The sequence below is a fragment of the Limibacter armeniacum genome, assembly GCF_036880985.1.
Lineage (GTDB): Bacteria > Bacteroidota > Bacteroidia > Cytophagales > Flammeovirgaceae > Limibacter > Limibacter armeniacum.
Map to the genome: position 1 here is coordinate 473,157 of NZ_JBAJNO010000009.1, position 17,824 is coordinate 490,980.

14 protein-coding genes are annotated in these 17,824 nt (G+C 39.3%); 7 read left to right on the forward strand and 7 right to left on the reverse strand.

The features are described from left to right. Positions 1-79: 79 nt before the first annotated feature. The 3 genes from V6R21_RS19580 to V6R21_RS19590 all read right to left on the reverse strand — a co-directional run bounded on the left by V6R21_RS19580 (position 80) and on the right by V6R21_RS19590 (position 5,114). On the reverse strand, positions 80-2,755 hold the full coding sequence (locus V6R21_RS19580) for a GAF domain-containing SpoIIE family protein phosphatase (RefSeq protein ID WP_334245246.1): 2,676 nt from the start codon (positions 2,753-2,755) through the stop codon (positions 80-82). Positions 2,756-3,001: 246 nt separating this feature from the next. After that, entirely contained in the window at positions 3,002-4,072 is a 1,071-nt protein-coding gene (locus tag V6R21_RS19585) for an ABC transporter ATP-binding protein (RefSeq protein ID WP_334245247.1), read from the reverse strand. Positions 4,073-4,076: 4 nt separating this feature from the next. Beyond that, positions 4,077-5,114: an iron ABC transporter permease gene (locus V6R21_RS19590; RefSeq protein ID WP_334245248.1), complete on the reverse strand. Its 1,038-nt coding sequence runs from the start codon at positions 5,112-5,114 to the stop codon at positions 4,077-4,079. A gap of 263 nt (positions 5,115-5,377) precedes the next feature. Between V6R21_RS19590 and V6R21_RS19595 the strand changes: the two genes are divergently transcribed. From V6R21_RS19595 to V6R21_RS19605, 3 genes are all read left to right on the forward strand, one after another. Further along, positions 5,378-6,052: an HAD-IA family hydrolase gene (locus V6R21_RS19595; protein ID WP_334245249.1), complete on the forward strand. Its 675-nt coding sequence runs from the start codon at positions 5,378-5,380 to the stop codon at positions 6,050-6,052. Positions 6,053-6,229: 177 nt separating this feature from the next. Beyond that, positions 6,230-8,665 carry a penicillin acylase family protein gene (locus tag V6R21_RS19600; RefSeq protein ID WP_334245250.1) on the forward strand — a complete coding sequence of 812 codons (2,436 nt, stop codon included), beginning with the start codon at positions 6,230-6,232 and terminating at the stop codon, positions 8,663-8,665. A 24-nt stretch (positions 8,666-8,689) separates the two neighbouring features. Beyond that, complete coding sequence (locus V6R21_RS19605) at positions 8,690-9,037, forward strand: hypothetical protein (protein WP_334245251.1); 348 nt, start codon at positions 8,690-8,692, stop codon at positions 9,035-9,037. A gap of 66 nt (positions 9,038-9,103) precedes the next feature. On the opposite strand, the gene V6R21_RS19610 is transcribed toward V6R21_RS19605, so the two are convergent. Then, the gene (locus tag V6R21_RS19610) at positions 9,104-9,637 is read right to left on the reverse strand and encodes a hypothetical protein (protein ID WP_334245252.1); all 534 of its coding nucleotides are present in this window, start codon (positions 9,635-9,637) and stop codon (positions 9,104-9,106) included. A gap of 58 nt (positions 9,638-9,695) precedes the next feature. Continuing rightward, entirely contained in the window at positions 9,696-11,048 is a 1,353-nt protein-coding gene (locus tag V6R21_RS19615; protein ID WP_334245253.1) for a DUF5723 family protein, read from the reverse strand. A gap of 396 nt (positions 11,049-11,444) precedes the next feature. On the opposite strand from V6R21_RS19615, the gene V6R21_RS19620 reads away from it, so the two are divergent. Next, the gene (locus V6R21_RS19620; RefSeq protein WP_334245254.1) at positions 11,445-12,785 is read left to right on the forward strand and encodes an NAD(P)/FAD-dependent oxidoreductase; all 1,341 of its coding nucleotides are present in this window, start codon (positions 11,445-11,447) and stop codon (positions 12,783-12,785) included. 58 nt (positions 12,786-12,843) lie between these two features. Here the strand turns inward: V6R21_RS19620 and V6R21_RS19625 are convergent, their stop codons facing one another. Beyond that, the gene (locus tag V6R21_RS19625; RefSeq protein ID WP_334245255.1) at positions 12,844-13,725 is read right to left on the reverse strand and encodes a YicC/YloC family endoribonuclease; all 882 of its coding nucleotides are present in this window, start codon (positions 13,723-13,725) and stop codon (positions 12,844-12,846) included. A gap of 306 nt (positions 13,726-14,031) precedes the next feature. On the opposite strand from V6R21_RS19625, the gene V6R21_RS19630 reads away from it, so the two are divergent. After that, positions 14,032-14,862, forward strand: a complete 831-nt coding sequence (locus V6R21_RS19630; protein ID WP_334245256.1) for a hypothetical protein — start codon at positions 14,032-14,034, stop codon at positions 14,860-14,862. A 92-nt stretch (positions 14,863-14,954) separates the two neighbouring features. Continuing rightward, positions 14,955-16,262, forward strand: a complete 1,308-nt coding sequence (gene hemG, locus V6R21_RS19635; RefSeq protein WP_334245257.1) for a protoporphyrinogen oxidase — start codon at positions 14,955-14,957, stop codon at positions 16,260-16,262. A gap of 79 nt (positions 16,263-16,341) precedes the next feature. Here hemG and V6R21_RS19640 read toward each other — a convergent pair whose 3' ends face one another. Further along, entirely contained in the window at positions 16,342-16,827 is a 486-nt protein-coding gene (locus tag V6R21_RS19640) for a methylated-DNA--[protein]-cysteine S-methyltransferase (RefSeq protein ID WP_334245258.1), read from the reverse strand. A gap of 192 nt (positions 16,828-17,019) precedes the next feature. Here V6R21_RS19640 and V6R21_RS19645 point away from each other — a divergent pair, with 192 nt between their 5' ends. Further along, positions 17,020-17,787, forward strand: coding sequence for a glucose 1-dehydrogenase (locus V6R21_RS19645; RefSeq protein ID WP_334245259.1), 768 nt, complete (start codon positions 17,020-17,022; stop codon positions 17,785-17,787). Positions 17,788-17,824 lie beyond the last annotated feature (37 nt).

Below are 17,824 nucleotides of genomic sequence, written 5' to 3' on the forward strand. Positions count from 1 at the left end.
ACATCCTTATTTGTAAAAAGCTATAGCAATGAAAAACCCCACCTTTTGAGTGGGGTTTTTACATTTCTTGAAGAGAATATTATAGTTTGATACCCATAATAGTGATATCATCTCTTTGCTCCAGCTTTCCTTGATGGTTGTCCAGTGCTGCTTCCAATTCTTTCTTCTGATAAGAAATTGGTTTATCAGCGTTCTTTTCAAGCATCTTAGTCAATCTTACTGAACCAATCTTTTCTTTATCAAAGTTATTTTGATCAATGTATCCATCTGTTGTCAGGTAAAGCAGGTCACCTTTCTGAAGATGAAGTACATGACTTGTAAACTCTTTAGTAGATCTGTGGATGCTACCAATAGACTTAATATCTCCTTGAATTACATCAAGCTTTTCGTCTCTGTTCCTGTAATAATATAGTGGTCGCTTAGCACCAGTATAGGATACTTTTGTGATCTCATCAGTTTCTTCCTCCAGCACGCACAAGCAAACATCCATTCCATCATCATTGATCTTTTCTTCCTGTCTTAGAGTTGATCTAACTCCATCATTCAGTAGGTCCATGATTTCTACAGTATCAGAGATTCCTTTGATATTAATGATCTCATTAAGCAATGTGTTACCGATCATTGACATAAACGCTCCAGGAACTCCATGTCCAGTACAATCTACTACAGCGATAAACCTCATTCTCTTGCCATCTTCTCTCAGTTTTTCAGTAAACCAGTAGAAGTCACCCGATACGATATCTTTTGAACGATACAGCAAGAAGAAGTCGTCAAAGCTTTGCTTCAACAAATCTTCAGATGGCAAGATAGCATCCTGAATTGTCTGAGCATATCTTAACCCGTCTGTAATATGCTTGTTCTTTCTTTTCAGCTCACTGTAAGCCTTGTGGTTTGCTACTGAAATTGCTGCATATGACACCAAAGACTTCAGGTTAGAGATATTAATATTAGCATAAGCATTTTTCTCATAACTCTGCATTGTAATGACACCTACAGTTTTCGCCTCAATGATCAATGGCATGTAGATCATCGATTGTGGCTGATCACTACTTGGTACAAAATTGTCTTTGTTTACATACAAGAAGTACTCTTTCTCAACATCATTGATAATCAGTTCTACTTCATTTCTGAAACACCATGTAGCAAAACTATTTTCATTATCAACCTCTTCAGCATAATATGGATCTATTTCACCTTCATCAATCTGATTATAGAACTCAATAGAACGTTCAGCTTCATTGTAGATACCAATTCCAAATACAGTTGCATCCAACATCAGTGAAACACTATCCTGAAGTTCTGCCATATGTTGCTCAAAATCCAATGTGGCTGTAAAGCGCTGACCAATATCAGTAACCGCCAACATCTCATCATGAGCTTTCAATACATCCTTTTTCGCTTTATCCAGATTGATGGTCAACTCTTCAAGCTCATCTTTCTGTCTTTTCAGCTTTTTAGAGATTCTGATCAATAGCAGGGCAATAAGAGCTGAAGCCAATGCAACCCCACCCATGATGTAAAGCTCTCTCTGAGCCACAATTTTTTCTTGTTCAACCTTTACAAGCTCCTCATCTTTTTCCACGATCTGGTTTTTCATTCTTGAAAGCATCTCGTGAGTTTTGTATTGAGCTTCCTGGAATGCCAGTTCGTTTTCAATCAATGAGTTTTGGAGTCTCTCCAGATATGCCTCCAATTGCTTGCGATGACCTGGGTTTTGACTTTCCCTATCTAACTTTTCATTGATCTTGTTAATCTCTTTTCTCAAGTCCTGACCATTCTCCTGAAGCATCTGCTTCTCCGATTCAAGAGAGTTGAATACTGACTGGAAGTTACTTTCATATTCAATATGAACTTCTCCTTCGTCACGTGGCTCATCTCCTTGAATGTGGATAAACATATAGTTATCCTCATAGTCATAAACCTTCTTTATAATTTTGAAGTCTGGCACTTCAAATTCGCTGTCGTTGATTGAGTCAGCAAAAATTTCAAACTCACCTTTGGCATCAGTTTCATATAACTCATTATCCACTTTAACCTTTACTTCGTGAGCTGGAGTGATATCTTCATCATAAACTACAACAACCAATACAGGGTTGATTACAGTATCATCTACTGGTTCAACCTTCTTAGGGGTAGTCTTCTTCTTTTCAGTTTTCTGTACTGGTGCAGTTACTTCAGACTTTACAACCTTTGGTTCTGCATCAAAATTGTAAACAATCTTGATTCGATTATTAGGCTTGTCGTAAATAAAATTGTTTGAAGAAACCGTCTTACCATCTACAAGGAAAATGCTTTCTTTAGTGATGTTGGTCTTATGTGGAAGTTTCAAAGTAAACGTACCAACCGAATCTGATTTTGCAACCTCTGCAAAGTTCAGCCCTGCCAGTTTTACTTCTTTCCCTTTTTTCGGGTTGCCATTTTTATCAACCAGAATACCTTTCAATTCCAATGGAGCAGGCACCATCATGATCTGAATTCCTTCTTTTCCTTGAAGAAATGCCCAATCATGCATCACAAAGTCTTTCTTTTCAGCCATCACACTACTGATAGTGTGCATGTCTTTTGAAGATACCGCCACAAACTTACCCGACCTGTTGGTAATTGCTTTTTCTCCACCTTCAATACTTACACTTACACCTTCAAGTGGCCTACCATCTTCATTGACAACAAGTCCATTCAGCTTGATAGTACCCTCCTGAGCCAGAAGCAAGTGTGAAAAAATAGTAAACGCCAGAAGCAAGAATATCCTTTTCATTAAACTGATAGTAATTGGTTTCAGTACAATATTTTACACTAAGGATTATAATATCCGATCCGATCCCCACATAGTAACCCGGATCAAAGAAACAGTACAGTTTCAATTAAAAAATGAAAATCTGTCTTGTACAATTCTAAGAAAAAAACTTTCATTTTCCATGACTCAAACGAAAAAGCAAGGTGTTGTATTGCCAAGAATTACAATAAATCTTTTTCTTCTTTGAGTAATATACGTTACACCAACTTACACAAGCTGGCGGATCACTTTAAGCAAATCCTTTAGGTTTGTATCACATGAGTAAGATTTACCTCCTTTATCAATAACCCACCTGAAGGCATTGTTATTTTCTAAAGGAAAATAAGTCACCACAAAATCAGGAGATTGCGAATCCTGTTTATACCCTTCTCTCTCCAAAATCCTCTGAGCCCAGACTTTTCTAACTTCCATTTGTGCTGTCTGCACCTGACTAAGTGACATTTTTGAGTTTTCCAATTTAATGTCAAACGTACTATTCCCTAGGGGTTCTGAAAATTGAAAAACACCCATTTCAGGTATAAATGAAATGCCCTCGGAAGTAAAATATTTTTCTAAAAGCCCCGATAAAACCAAGTCATCTGCTCCTCCTGAAAAATACCCGCCTTCTTTTTTCAACAACCAAATGGTGTCGGCGGCCTGTAAAGCCAACTCTAACTCATGTGTAGAAAGTAAGATGGTTTTCTCTTTATCCCTTGCAATAGTTCTCAGTAAACGAATCATCTCAATTCGATTGAGCATGTCCAAAAATGCTGTTGGCTCATCCAATACAATAATATCAGTATCTTGAGCCAAAGCTCTTGCCAACATCACTTTTTGCCGTTCACCATCACTCAATTTGAGAAATGTGTTATCTGCAAGCGACAAGGTTCCTGTCAACATCATGACTTCTTCTACCAAATCATGATCCTCTTTTGTCAGATGTCCCATCATGCCAGTGTAAGGATAGCGCCCCATTTGCACAATTTCCCTTGCTGTCATGTTACCTGTCTGAAGCTGGTCTGTCAAAACAATTGCTATTTTCTTAGCCAAGTTCTTGCTTCCATACTCATCCAAAAAATAACCATCAAGCCAGATTCTCCCTCCAATCAAAGGTTGCAACCCTGTTAAAGAACGCATCAAAGTAGATTTACCTACACCATTAGGACCGATCAAGCAAATAAACTCTCCTTTAGCCATGGTAAGGTGCTCGTACCTTCCTACTACTTTCTTCTTCTTACCAGAAACATAACCTGTCACTACTTCCTCATAAGCATTAAGTATCGTATCGTTGTCCATCATCACTTTAGATCGATCTTTTCAGGTTTTTACTTTTCAAAATCACCCAAATTACAATTGGTGATCCTATCAATGCCGTTACTGCGTTGATGGGTAATGTTGCATTCGTCCCTGGCAATTGAGAAATGACATCACAAAGCAACATAATTGAGACACCAATCAAAACACAGGAAGGAATGAGTAATTTATGGTCTGATGTTTTCATCCAAACTCTAGCAAGGTGAGGAACTGCCACACCAACAAACCCTATAGGCCCACAGAATCCTGTAATTGTACCTGCAAGCAAACTGCTCACTAGAATAATCCCGATTCTACTTTTACCGATCTCAAGTCCCATACTCTGAGCATACCTTTCTCCCAGCAAAAACATATTAAGCGGCTTTGCCAATAAGAAAGAGAACACGAGGCCTACCAAAACATTAAATGCCAACACCCACAATTGGAAAGAGGTCACCCCCCCTACACTACCAAAAGTCCACATCAGGTAATCCTGAATTTGTTCAGGTGCACTAAAGTATTGCCAAATGCTGACAAATGCGATGGTCAGGTTTCCCATCATAATGCCGATTACAAGCAGAGCTATATTGTCATTCACCTTGGTAGATACTAGTAAAATTACACTCATTACCGCCATAGCCCCCAAAACACCTGCAATAACGATTACCCAAGACATACTCATGCCCAGTGCGGCCACTGATACGTTACCCAAAACACCTCCCATCAATAACATTACAGATGCTACCCCAAGACTAGCACCTGCCGTAATTCCCAATACTGATGGTCCTGCCAAAGGATTCCTGAACAAGGTTTGCATTTTCAAGCCACTTACAGATAATGCAGCCCCTGCTAACCCTGCCGTTACCGCCTTTGGAAACCTGATATCAAATAAGATTCGATTGACAATCTCATTGCTTTTACTGCCTGAAATAGCGCCCCATATATCTGAAAATGATATGTAAACTGACCCTACTAATAAATCCACAATAAACAGAATGCCTAAGCACAAACAAAGACTTAATAATCTGGCAACTTTTTCTTTATACATAATCCCTAATATTCTGCTGTGAATTTTTCTAATTTGGAGATTATCTTACATTCTAAATTTTAAAATAATTATTGCTATTTTCTTTAAACAACAGTTCAAACAAATCCTGACTAGGTGCTTTAGAATGTAAAGGATTGGGATATCCTAAAGTTTGAAGCGCAAAGGTAATTAACATTATGAACAAAGCTAATTCAGAAAAGTACCTTACAGGCAATCTAATTAGCCTGAAACCTATAAGGACATTAATTAACAAATATCACGACATGACTGAATACCCACAACTACCTTTAGCCTCTTACATCATTTTTGATTTTGATGGAACCATTGCAGACTCATTGGCTAAAGCAGTTGAAATCTGTAACCGCATTGCTCCGGAATACAAACTCAGAAGTATTACCAACGAAGAACTCAAACACTGTCAAAACCTACCTGCCAAAGAAGTCATGAAGTTTCTAGGCATTTCAAAATTGAAATTACCCTTTTTGGTAAGACGGGTTCAGAAAGAGTTAAGAAGTCAAATATCAACGCTCCCGCTTAACCCTGGCATCAAAGAATGTCTTTTTAACCTAAAAGAGATGGGATACCGGTTGGGCATTGTCACCTCTAACTCCACTCCAAATGTTGAGGCCTACCTACAAGCTCATGGAATTATTGACGCCTTCGAGTTTATCCATTCTTCCAGAAACCTGTTCGGAAAACACAAGGTGCTTAGAAAGGTCTTGAAGAACTACAGTATCAATCCGGAAGAGGTCTATTATGTTGGAGATGAATGTAGAGACATCGAAGCTGCTCATAAATGCAATATCAAGATGATATCTGTAACGTGGGGTTTCAGTTCAAAAAAAATCATTCAGTCCTCTCACCCTGAGTTTATCGCAGAAAAAGCTGAAGATATCACCACCTTTATTCGTTTTGCATTGCAACAAACAGGGGCTTGAACATCAAGCAAATAAGCCAAAACTCCTTTTCATAATTAAAAAAACAACATTACAAGTTTCTGTTTTATTATCATATTTAATATCATTATTTCGAAAAACTAACAATCACTAACCCTTTTATTTGGTATTGAAATAAAATTCTGCGACCAAATATATAGTGTATGAACATTTGAAATAATGAAAAAAGTTAAAGCATTGCTTGCTGGCATCTTAACCATTTCTTTGGTTGTTGCCATGAACACCAGGATGGGTACAGTCCCTCCTGTTGGAAAATTTTTAGACCCTTTTAATGGCTTTTGGCAAAATGCGAAAACCAAGCAAGTTGATTTACCTACAACTACTCAATTCCCACAATTACAAGGTAAAGCAACCCTTTTGTATGATTCTTTACTCATTCCACATATTTATGCTGAGAGTGACCATGATCTATACTTTTTACAAGGATATGTAACAGCTGCTAACCGCCTTTGGCAAATGGAATTTCAGACCCATGCAGCTGCCGGACGTATTTCAGAAATCGTAGGTAAAGATGCCATTGAGTTTGATAGAGCTCAAAGACGAAAAGGATTGGGGTTTGGAGCCAAGAACTTTATGAAACAACTTGAGAAAGACCCTCAATCATCATTGGTTGTAAATGCCTATACTGAAGGTATCAATGCCTATATAGCAAGTCTTTCTGATAAAGATTTACCTATTGAATACAAGCTCCTTAATTATAAGCCAGAGCCTTGGACTGCCTTGAAATGTGCATACATGCTTAAGTATATGGCAGATGACCTAAGTGGGTGGAATGCAGACTTCGAGTATTCTAACGCATTAGCTCTGTTTGGAAAAGAGTACTTCTCAACTTTATACCCTGACATGCTTGCCAAACAGGATCCTGTCGTAAATGGTACCACTGAGTGGGATTTTGAGCCTTTGAAAGCAGAAAGACCTGATAACGTTGCACCAATTGTAGACATAAAGGAGTCTTTAGCAGCAAAACCTAACCCTGATAACGGTTCCAACAACTGGGCTGTAAACGGTACAAAAACACAGAGTGGAAACCCTATGCTCTGCAATGACCCTCACCTTGGGTTAAACCTTCCTTCTATCTGGTATGCCATTCACCTGACCTCTCCAACAGTCAATACAATGGGCGTCTCACTGCCTGGAACCCCCTGTATCATTATCGGTTTCAATGAAAATGTTTCATGGGGTGTGACCAATGCAAGACGAGATGTGCAAGACTGGTACAAGATCACCTACAAAGATGACAGTAAATCCGAATATCTGTTGGATGAAAATTGGGTTAAGACGGACAAAGTAATAGAGGAAATCAAAGTTAGAGACGGAAGCACTTACCTTGATACTGTTTGTTACACCTCTTGGGGACCTGTTATGTACGATGAGACTTTTGGTGACAAAAAGGAACGAAATCACTATGCACTAAGATGGACAGCACATGACCCTTCTGTGGAGGTGACGACTTTTTATAAGCTGAACCGTGCAAAGAACTATGATGACTACAGAAAAGCATTGCTTCATTATACATGTCCTGCTCAGAACTTTGTTTTCGCTGCCAATGATGGTGACATCGCGATGACCATTCAAGGGAAGTTTCCTCTGAAATGGGAAGAACAAGGAAAGTTTGTAATGGATGGCAGCACCTCTTCAATGGCTTGGCAAGGCTTTATTCCAATGGAGCATAATGTCTACACAAAAAATCCAGAAAGGGGTTTTGTCAGCTCAGCTAATCAGCATCCTGTAGATGCCTCATACCCTTACTATAATTTTGATGCATCTTACCAGTATTACCGCAACAGGAGAATCAACGAGCGACTTGGGTCAATGTCTGACATTACAAAAGACGACATGGAAACACTCCTAGATGACAACTTCAACATGATGGCTTCCGAAAGCCTACCGTTCTTCCTCGCTTCTCTTGACAGTACAGCTTTGAATGAACATGAAGTAGCCATTGCCGACAAACTTGCCAAATGGAACTGCTTCAATGATGCGACACTTATCGAACCTGTATACTATGAAGCATGGATCAACAAGCTATATCCAATGATTTGGGACGAGATGACTTCAAATGAAGCATTATTGCTCAAACCGAACAAGACTGTTTCCATTGAATTGTTAAAGAATAACCCTAACCTTTCGTTTATGGATATTCAAGATACAGAAAAGAAAGAAACAGCCATTGATTTGATAAACCTGTCATTCAAGGAGGCCATCAAAGAAGTACAGACGTGGCAGGAGAACAAAGACAGCAACCAAGATTGGGCAGAATACAAAGGAACGTATTTAAGACATTTGGCTCGTTTAGCTCCATTCAATGTCACAGGAATCAGAAATGGTGGTAACAGCAATATTGTAAATGCGACCAGCAAAAGACATGGTCCATCATGGAGAATGGTAGTAGAAATGGATCCGAAAGGCACTAAAGCATGGGGCGCTTATCCAGGTGGACAATCAGGTAACCCTGGAAACCCATATTACCAACAAATGGTAAACAGATGGGAAGCCTGTGAGCTATACCCATTGCCATTCTTTTCTGCCAAGGCTATTCAGGAAGCCAAGCCTGATGGTGAATCCATTTTGGCAGTACAAACTTTCGGTAACTAATTAGACGATCAAAAATTGACACCAATGAATAATATATTAGTCAAAATATTAGCTACAGCCCTACTGGCTGCATTCATTCAACTATTTTCTCCTTGGTGGGGCATTGCTGTTGCTGGGTTGATCTCAGGTCTTTTATTTGGAGGTAAATCCATCAATGCTTTCCTAGCTGGGTTTATAGGAATTGCGATACTCTGGGGTAGCTATGCTTTTTGGGTGGATCACTCAACCGCCTCTATCCTTTCCGAAAAAGTTTCTAAAATAGTAATGCTCCCTAATGCTTTTTCATTACTACTTGTAACAGCAATAATTGGCGGGGTTGTAGGTGGTATGAGCTGTCTTACAGGAACACTATTCAGAAATTCATTTAAGTAAAAATCGGTTAAACAAAAAACACCTGTCATAACTGGCAGGTGTTTTTTGCTTTAATCAAGAACTGTATTAATCGTTACCGCCAGTTTGAGCTGTTGCGGTAGCAAATGCGATTATCTTCAGCTGGAATGTTATATTAGGTTCACTCACTTCGCCCCCCAACTCAAAGTCAAAGTGTTTGTCAACCAGCAAGGTTTCCGCTATCTCTTCCAACTCTTCTACTTGATCAAACGTCACCTTATTTCCTACTTCAAGTTTAAAGCCGTTTAACGATACTGACAATGCATTCCCCGAAGGTAATACAATGGATGCAAACCCAGAAGTGACTTCTGCTGAAACCTCAGGTGCTGTTTCCACAACTATATCAAGGTGTGAGATTTTCAAATTCTCCAATCTCTCAAGATACTCTTTCAAATCCTCATCATCTGTCAGGTCAAAAGACCCTGATTCAGTAAAAGTAGTTTGGGTACCAATTGTGGCTTCTACCAGCTTACTGGGCGTGGCTTGAATCTCAATACTTAAATCATCCGTAAGGTCTTCAAAACAACCGATCAGGAATAGTGTGGTAAGTAAGGCTGAAATAGCCAATAAGTGTTTTCTCATTTTATACTTGTTGTTAAGAGGTTAATACTTAGTTTTTAGCTAACGAGAGTTATATAACTTATTTTGAAGGATTTACATGATAGGACGCACTTTCTACCAACGACTTATTGTTCTTTTTGTTTCGCTTCCCAAAGCTTAGATTAACACCAAACCTTGCATCCAACCCTCTTACATCTTTGACACCCTCATAAGTTGTGAAATTGGTAAATGACTGAAACAGGTGGTCTGTCACCACAAACAGCTTCACACCTGGAAACCCTACTGATACACTTCCCCCAAAGTTGATTCCTCCTGACTCATCAGCTATATAGGTAAAGCCCAAGCCTAGCCACTCTCCAAATTGCTTATCAATTGAACCCATTAAGAACATTTTTGTACCTCCTTGAAAAGTATTAAACCCAACCAGCCCTCCAACAGTCGTATTTTGCCAAAGCTCATAACTGGCTCCTAAGTTCATTCGAAATGGTAAACTCGTCTCAAATGGAGTAATCCCTTCTTCTGTCTCTTCAAACTCGGCCTGCGTGATATCAGAATTACCTTCAGGCTGATACAACCTGTAATTAGTAAGATCATTTTTCCACTTGAGGGCTCCCAAGTTCAAAAGAGAGGCTTCAAATTGCAGTTTGTCACTAAATTGGTAGGTGGCCCCAAAATCCATAATAAGACTCAGGTTACTTGTGCTTGTCAAGTATTCGGGTAAGTTTTCATCTGATATATCAAACAAGTCATCTTCACCAGCAATCAATCCAAAACCAGCGGTTTGGACATATCCTTCATACTCCACCTCTATCTCATCCAGATTATCAATATGGGCGATGATATCAAGCGCTTCCGTTGTGATACTTCCTAGCCCCTGCATGATCCTAATATTTGCGCCTACATTTAGCTTTTCTGTAACAGAATAGGAGCCTCCAAGTCCAAATTCACGAAAGTGAGACATCTGTATGCCAGGTGTTACATGAAGACCTTCCTTTATCTTATCATAGGCTTCTTCCTGAGCCATAATGGCAAAGATATCTCGTGGCAAAGTGAATTGGTTATTGAGATGTTCCCGAACAAAAAAGTTAATACTGAACTTATCTTTTGTCAGGTACAATCCTAGTAGCTCCATTTGCATATTTGTTCGGAATGATACCTTCTCATCCATCTCATTATAGATATATGGAAAACTGATCAGGTACCCGCCTCCTTCTTTCTCCTGAATAAAGTTTGAAAGTGCTACATCACCTGCATACCCACCTCGAAAACCCAATACAGGAACACTCACAGTAAAATTATAGTCAGACCTTTTTGCAGGGTTCAGGTAGGAATTTTGGGGAAGGTTATTCAGAAAGTAGATGGACTTTTCTACCTGAGCACATAACTCTCCCAGCAGACCAGTCCACAGCATAATCAGTAATAAAAATCTCATTTCAGTTGGGTTTTAGTTTAAGTATTTAGCTAAGTCAAGTAACAGATACTTGGTATTTTACAATTTAGAAACCAGTTGTAGCTTTCTAATTCTCACAGAAAACAGGCTCTATTATGGGTAATTGAAAATACAATTTTATGCTTTGTTATTAAATATTAAGACTGAAATTTTAATAACCTTAAATGAGATTCTTTTTAACCTGACTAAATTAGTGGAGAGTATATCATTAACTTTCTAACACCTTGGCATTTTTCTTTAACAATAATGGTGAAGTAGTGTATTGACTTAATTTTAGTATGAATGACTAAAAAAAGTCGAACCCTTTACTCTAGTTTACGTTATGTAAAACATTGATTTTATTCAATTTTATTTCTCACTGATTGACAAGCACTTTTTATGGACAACATAGCAGTTCCAGACCTAAACATTCCTCGCGTGGTCATCATTGGAGGTGGCTTTGGAGGGTTACAGGTAGCTAAACACCTTAAAAACAAAGAGGTCCAGATCGTATTAATCGACCGGAATAACTACCACACCTTTCAGCCTCTCTTATATCAAGTCGCCACAGCCGGACTTGAAGCCGATTCCATAGCATTCCCAATCCGGAAACTATTCAAAGGCTACAAAAACTTCACTTTCCGAAATGCCACCGTAAGGAAAGTCTCCCCCGAAGACAAAACCATCCAAACCAACATTGGTAACCTCACCTACGATTATCTCATCATCGCCACAGGCTCCCGCACTAATTTCTTTGGTCTAGAAGACATCCAAAACAACAGTATGCCTCTCAAAACAGTCATTCAGGCACTTGACCTGCGTCACCTGATGCTGCAAAACTTTGAGAAAGCCCTGATTACTACAGACCTGAAGAAAAGAGAGAGTCTGATGAACTTTGTATTGGTAGGCGCAGGCCCTACTGGTGTAGAAATGGCAGGTGCATTGAGTGAACTCAAAAGGTATGTATTGCCACAGGATTATCCGGAACTGGATGTCCGAAAAATGCAGGTACACTTGGTTGAAGCGGGTCCCAGAATTTTGCCTGCCCTAAATGAAAAGTCTTCACAAAAAGCATTGGACTACCTCAAAAACTTAGGCGTTAATGTGTGGCTTGGAACGACTGTAATGAGTTATGAGGACAAGGAAGTCAAAGCCAAAACTCCTGATGGGCAGGTAATCTCAATCGCTACTCAGAATATGATCTGGTCTGCTGGTGTACAAGGCAATATCTTTGAAGGAATTAATGAAGAAACTATCCTTCGAGGCAACAGGCTACATGTAAACCAGTTTAATCAGGTAAAAGGGATTAAGGATGTTTTTGCTGTTGGAGATGTTGCTGCCATGATTTCTGACGATTTCCCAAGAGGCCATCCAATGGTTGCTCCTGTTGCCATCCAGCAAGGGCAGCTACTGGCTAAAAACCTTTTGCGTCAGTTTGATGGACAAGAAATGAAGCCTTTTGAGTACCATGATAAAGGCTCAATGGCTACAATTGGTAAAAACAAAGCTGTAGTTGAAGTCGGAAAGTTTAGGTCTCAAGGGCTATTTGCTTGGTTTATCTGGATGTTTGTCCATATCATGTCACTGATTGGGTTCAGGAATAAAGCGATTGTATTTATCAATTGGCTTTGGAACTACGTTAACTATGACCGAGGAATCAGGTTAATTATCAGGTCATTTGACTTTAAACTGCGAAATGACAGAAGGCGAAAAGAGGATGAAGAAACCGTTGTGATATAAAAAAGCGCCTGTCAATAATAGATTGACAGGCGCTTCTGTTTTTATCTTATTCAAGGAATTAAAGGACATTGAGTACCTGCTCTTTAATTTTCTCTAGCTCTTCTTTCATATTCACAACCAGCTTCTGAATTTCAAGATCGTTGGCTTTTGAACCAATGGTATTGATTTCTCTACCTATCTCCTGACTAATAAAGCCCAATTTCTTACCATTGGAATTAGAAGACTCCAATGTTTCGACAAAGTAGTTCAAGTGATTTTTCAGTCTCACCTTCTCTTCAGCTATATCCAGTTTTTCAATATAATAGATCAACTCCTGCTCGAATCTGTTCGGGTCAAAGTTGTCGCTTTCTACAAGTTCTTGTACCTGCCCTCTCAACTTCTCTCTTACTTTCACCAATCTCTCAGGATCTCTCTCCTCAACAGCAGCCAAGTATGTTTGAATTTTTTCAATCGACTCTCTAAAAGCAGCCTCCAATGATTTCCCTTCTTCAGTTCTGAAGTTGCTACAATTAGCAACAGCCTCCTCAATCACTTTCTTGACAGTAGGCCAGTCCTGATCCACCACTTCCATATTGTTATCTTTCGAATACACTTCCGGAAGCTCCATCACCACGCTTAGCAAGTTTTCCGTTCCTTCAGTACCAACTGCCTTCGCAATTGCCGCCAACTCTGCATAGTAAGCTTTTACTACTTCCTGATTGATATTGGCTTTTAAGTTTTCAGCTCTTCTTGAGGAATAGGATACAGAAAGAATGATCTTACCTCGTTGTAGTTTACTGCCCAAAATATTTCTAAGCTCAATTTCCTTATCAGAGAAAACATGGCTCATTTTGATGGTTGTATCAGCAAATTTGGAGTTCAGTGTTTTCACTTCTGCACTTACGCTAAGTTGGTCATTCTCAACCTGAGCACGACCAAATCCTGTCATTGATTGTATCATTTTTTCTTTCTATTTATAATCCTGCCTCACATTTAGACAGCCCACACCTCCATTAGTTTTTCAGCTCAGTTTCTCCGATAATACTGCTTATTATTAGAATAAGCAAAATATTCCATCTACCAGATGCATTCTGTAAATGGCTACGAAGATTAGTTTATTAGGTATTCCTTTCAGCGGTGAAAGATACTATACATATCGCATCATCATAGCAAGCGTGCCAATATATTTCATTTTAAATCAAAACCAAGCTGAATTTCATACTGAATATGCTATAATTGTTGCTTCAATGACCATTATTCTGCTTTTATGATAAATAATCTTAATTATTTTCCATACAAATACCTGACAGCCATATTTTTTCTATTCTCTGTCTCATCAGCTTTAGGACAATCTGAAAAAAATTACTTACCCACATCCTATTGGGGATGGGCTGACATCAGTTACAAGCTACCGTCTGAAAGTTACTTTTTTGGTCAGTTGAACACGAGAGCCTCTTCATTTCCCAACAATATAAGTACTGCGCTTCCCTTGGATAGAATGCACTTTATGGTAGGCTACAATCATAAGGCCAATCAGGTTTGGAACCTTGGTGCTTCTGAAAGGCTAGTGATTGAAAACAACTGGTTACTTTGGTATACCATGGCATATTTTCGCCATGAAGGTAAACTGGGAAGCATAGACCTAAACAAACAGTTTGGCTATGAATGGATTTCTCATCAGAAAAGTAGTTCTTCTAATGGTACCAGAAACGATTATGGCCGCTTTTCAGGATTAGTGTCCATCGGTAAGGACTTTAATATCAAAGGAGAGATATTCAGGCCTGAGTTCAGTTACCAGTTTTTTATCTACCATAAAAACGAAACCGCTCAGGACAGACGCATTGACCTGACACGTATGCGTATTGACTTTCTATGGAAAGCAACAGAACAATTATATATCGGGTTATTTGCTATGCGTGATACACAATATAACTTTGTACTGGGCAGTACTAAACCAGTCTATGATGAAGATGGTAATATTGTCACCGATGATAATGGCAACCCTCAGTTACAGGAAATCCCTTCACGGAATATCAACAGCATAACTCCTGTGATTGGATTTAATCTCCGATGGGAACTTTTACATACAAAAGGGTGATAGAAGACATCATTTTTATCTCTTTTTCATCAGAAATTGCCTGTTTTTAAAATGGCGCGGAAATTTTCAATCTGCTAAACGCACAACAAACCATGATCGCAATTATAGGAGCTGGTATCTCTGGATTATCAGCGGCTTATCATCTCAATAAAAAAGGCATTCCAAATATTGTTTTTGAAGCTTCCAACAGGGTTGGTGGTTGTATCAAGACACTGCAAGAAACAAAGTACCTGTTTGAGGAAGGACCAAACTCACTACTCTTTACCGACACTCATTTGAAACTGATCAAGGAACTGGGTTTGGAAAATGAGCTGATCGAAGCAGCTGATGTCAACAAGAACCGTTACATCTTTAAGAATGGAGCATACCGAAAACTCCCTTCAAGCGCTCCTGCACTGCTGTTCAATAGTTTCTTTAGCTGGAAAGCCAAATGGTCTGTATTCAAAGAACTGTACAATAAGCGTAAACCTACAACTGCGCATGAATCTGTTGCTGAGTTTTTCACGAGAAGGTTCTGTCAAGAAATAGTGGATTATGCCGTTAACCCATTTATGGCAGGGATATATGCTGGTGATCCTAAGCAGTTACTGATTGAAAAAGCATTCCCTTCACTGAAAGAAGCTGAAGATGAACACGGCTCGGTCATCAAAGGGATGATGGCAAAAAAAGGAAGTGTCGAAAGGAAATTGACCTATAGTTTTAAAAATGGCCTTTCTGTACTGCCTAAAGCCTTGGCAAACCATGTTGACATCGTTTTTGAGACACCTGTTTCCAAGATTGAAAAGGAAGGAAACAAGCTTGCAGTTGTCACAAAAGACGGCAGAAGAGAAACCTTCGATCAGGTAATTATGGCATTGCCTGCTCATGCAGCAGCCCAACTGGTTAAGGATATAGCTCCTGGCCTTTCAGATACACTTAGTAAGCTCAAGTATCCTCCAATGTGTTGTACCCATACTGTTTTCAGAAAAGAGGATATTAGCCATTCCTTGGATGGTTTTGGAGGGCTCAACCCTGAGGTTGAAAACCGTTTTGCTTCAGGTAGTATTTGGTCAAGCAGTATCTTTCCTGATAGGACACCAAATGGAGAAATGCTAATCACTTCATTTGTCGGTGGAATGCTGAATATTGAAAAAGCCAAGCTCAGCGATCAGGAGATTCTAGAAAAAGCCATTAAAGAACTGAAAGAAACTTATGGTATAAAGGCAGATCCGATCAAAAAGCGCATTAGTCGCTGGCAGGAAGCCATCCCGCAGTATGACCAACACGTGCTGCCTCTAGATGCTCAACTGAAAGCGGCTGAAAAGGTCAACTTGTTTGTTTCTGCGAATTGGCAAGGAGGAGTATCTGTAGTTGATTGCATTGAAAAAGGGGAAAAGCTCGCACAAACCTTAGTTCAATAAAAAAGCTATAAGATAGAAACATACAAAAATAGCAACCTTCGATATCGAAGGTTGCTATTTTTGTTTTCATTTATACTCTCTAAAATAAACTCATTTGTTTTCCCGGAGGATTAATTGCCCTTTCGTGAGTCAATAGCCATTCCTTACGCCAAACACCGGCAGCATATCCTGACAGACTTCCATCAGAAGCAATTACCCGATGGCAGGGAATTATGATTCCGATTCGGTTCCTTCCATTGGCAGCCCCTATTGCCCTCACTGCATTTCGGTCTCCATATCTCAATGCAATATCAGTATAAGTGACAACCCTGCCATAGGGTACCTCCCCTAAAAGCTTCCATACCTTGCGCTGGAACTCTGTTCCTTCAGGGTCAAGCGGTAAGTCAAACCGTCGCCTTTTCTTATTGAAATACTCCTCAAGCTGCTTCTTTGCCTCCAACAGGATTTCATTTGGATGCAAAGAAGATACATGCACCTTCTCTACAAACTCAACTGAAACAATGCCTTTATAAGAAGCTATAATCCGAAGCGGTCCCAAAGGGGATTCCATATATAAATATTGCATGGCTCAGATTTTCATCACTGCTTTTAAATTTGGTTTACTTATACCAAATTAGCCTTTCCTACTACAATAACAACAAAAGGAGATGATTCTTTCGTTTTCGAATACCTACATACACCATTATAAATCAACACATTAAAGTTATCACAACATAAAGTCAGTTGTTGAAATATCATTCACAAACAAACTATTAATATGAATCCGTGGAGACTCGAAAATAAAAAAGCCATCGTTACAGGAGGTACAAAAGGTATCGGAAAAGCCATAGCAGATGAACTACTCAGCTTGGGGGCAGAAGTATTGTTGATTGCAAGAAATCAAAATGATTTGGAGAATACCAAAGAGCAATATGCCAAAGAAGGTTATCAAATTGAAATTCTTTCTGCGGATGTTTCCTTACCTGAAGACCGTCAAAATATAAAAGAAAAAACTACTCAACTATGGGGCAGTTTGGATATCCTTGTAAATAATGCAGGCATCAATATCCGAAAGCAAACCAACGAATATTCGATTGAGGATTACCGCCAGTTGATGGCTGTAAATCTTGAATCTGCTTGGGACCTTTCAAGGTTGTTTTTTGATTACCTAAAGGCTTCAGAAGGCGGAAATATTGTCAATATTGCGTCTGTAGCTGGACAAAGAGCCTTATTAACCTCAACGGCTGCCTATGCAATGGCTAAAGCAGGAATGGAGCAAATGACCAAGTTTTTGGCTGCTGAGTGGGGCAAAGATGGTATCAGGATCAACAGTGTACTTCCTTGGTACACCAGAACACCTTTAGCAGAACAAGTTTTGAAAGATGATGCCAAGAAAGAAAAGATCCTTTCGAGAACGCCGATGCTTCGTATTGGGGAACCGGAGGAAGTAGCAAGAGCAGCCTGCTTTATGGCGATGCCTGCCGCATCTTATATCACGGGTGTGAGTTTACCTGTTGATGGAGGCTTTCTTACTTTAGGTATCTAAAAAGAAAACAGCTGGAATTGTCTCCAATTCCAGCTGT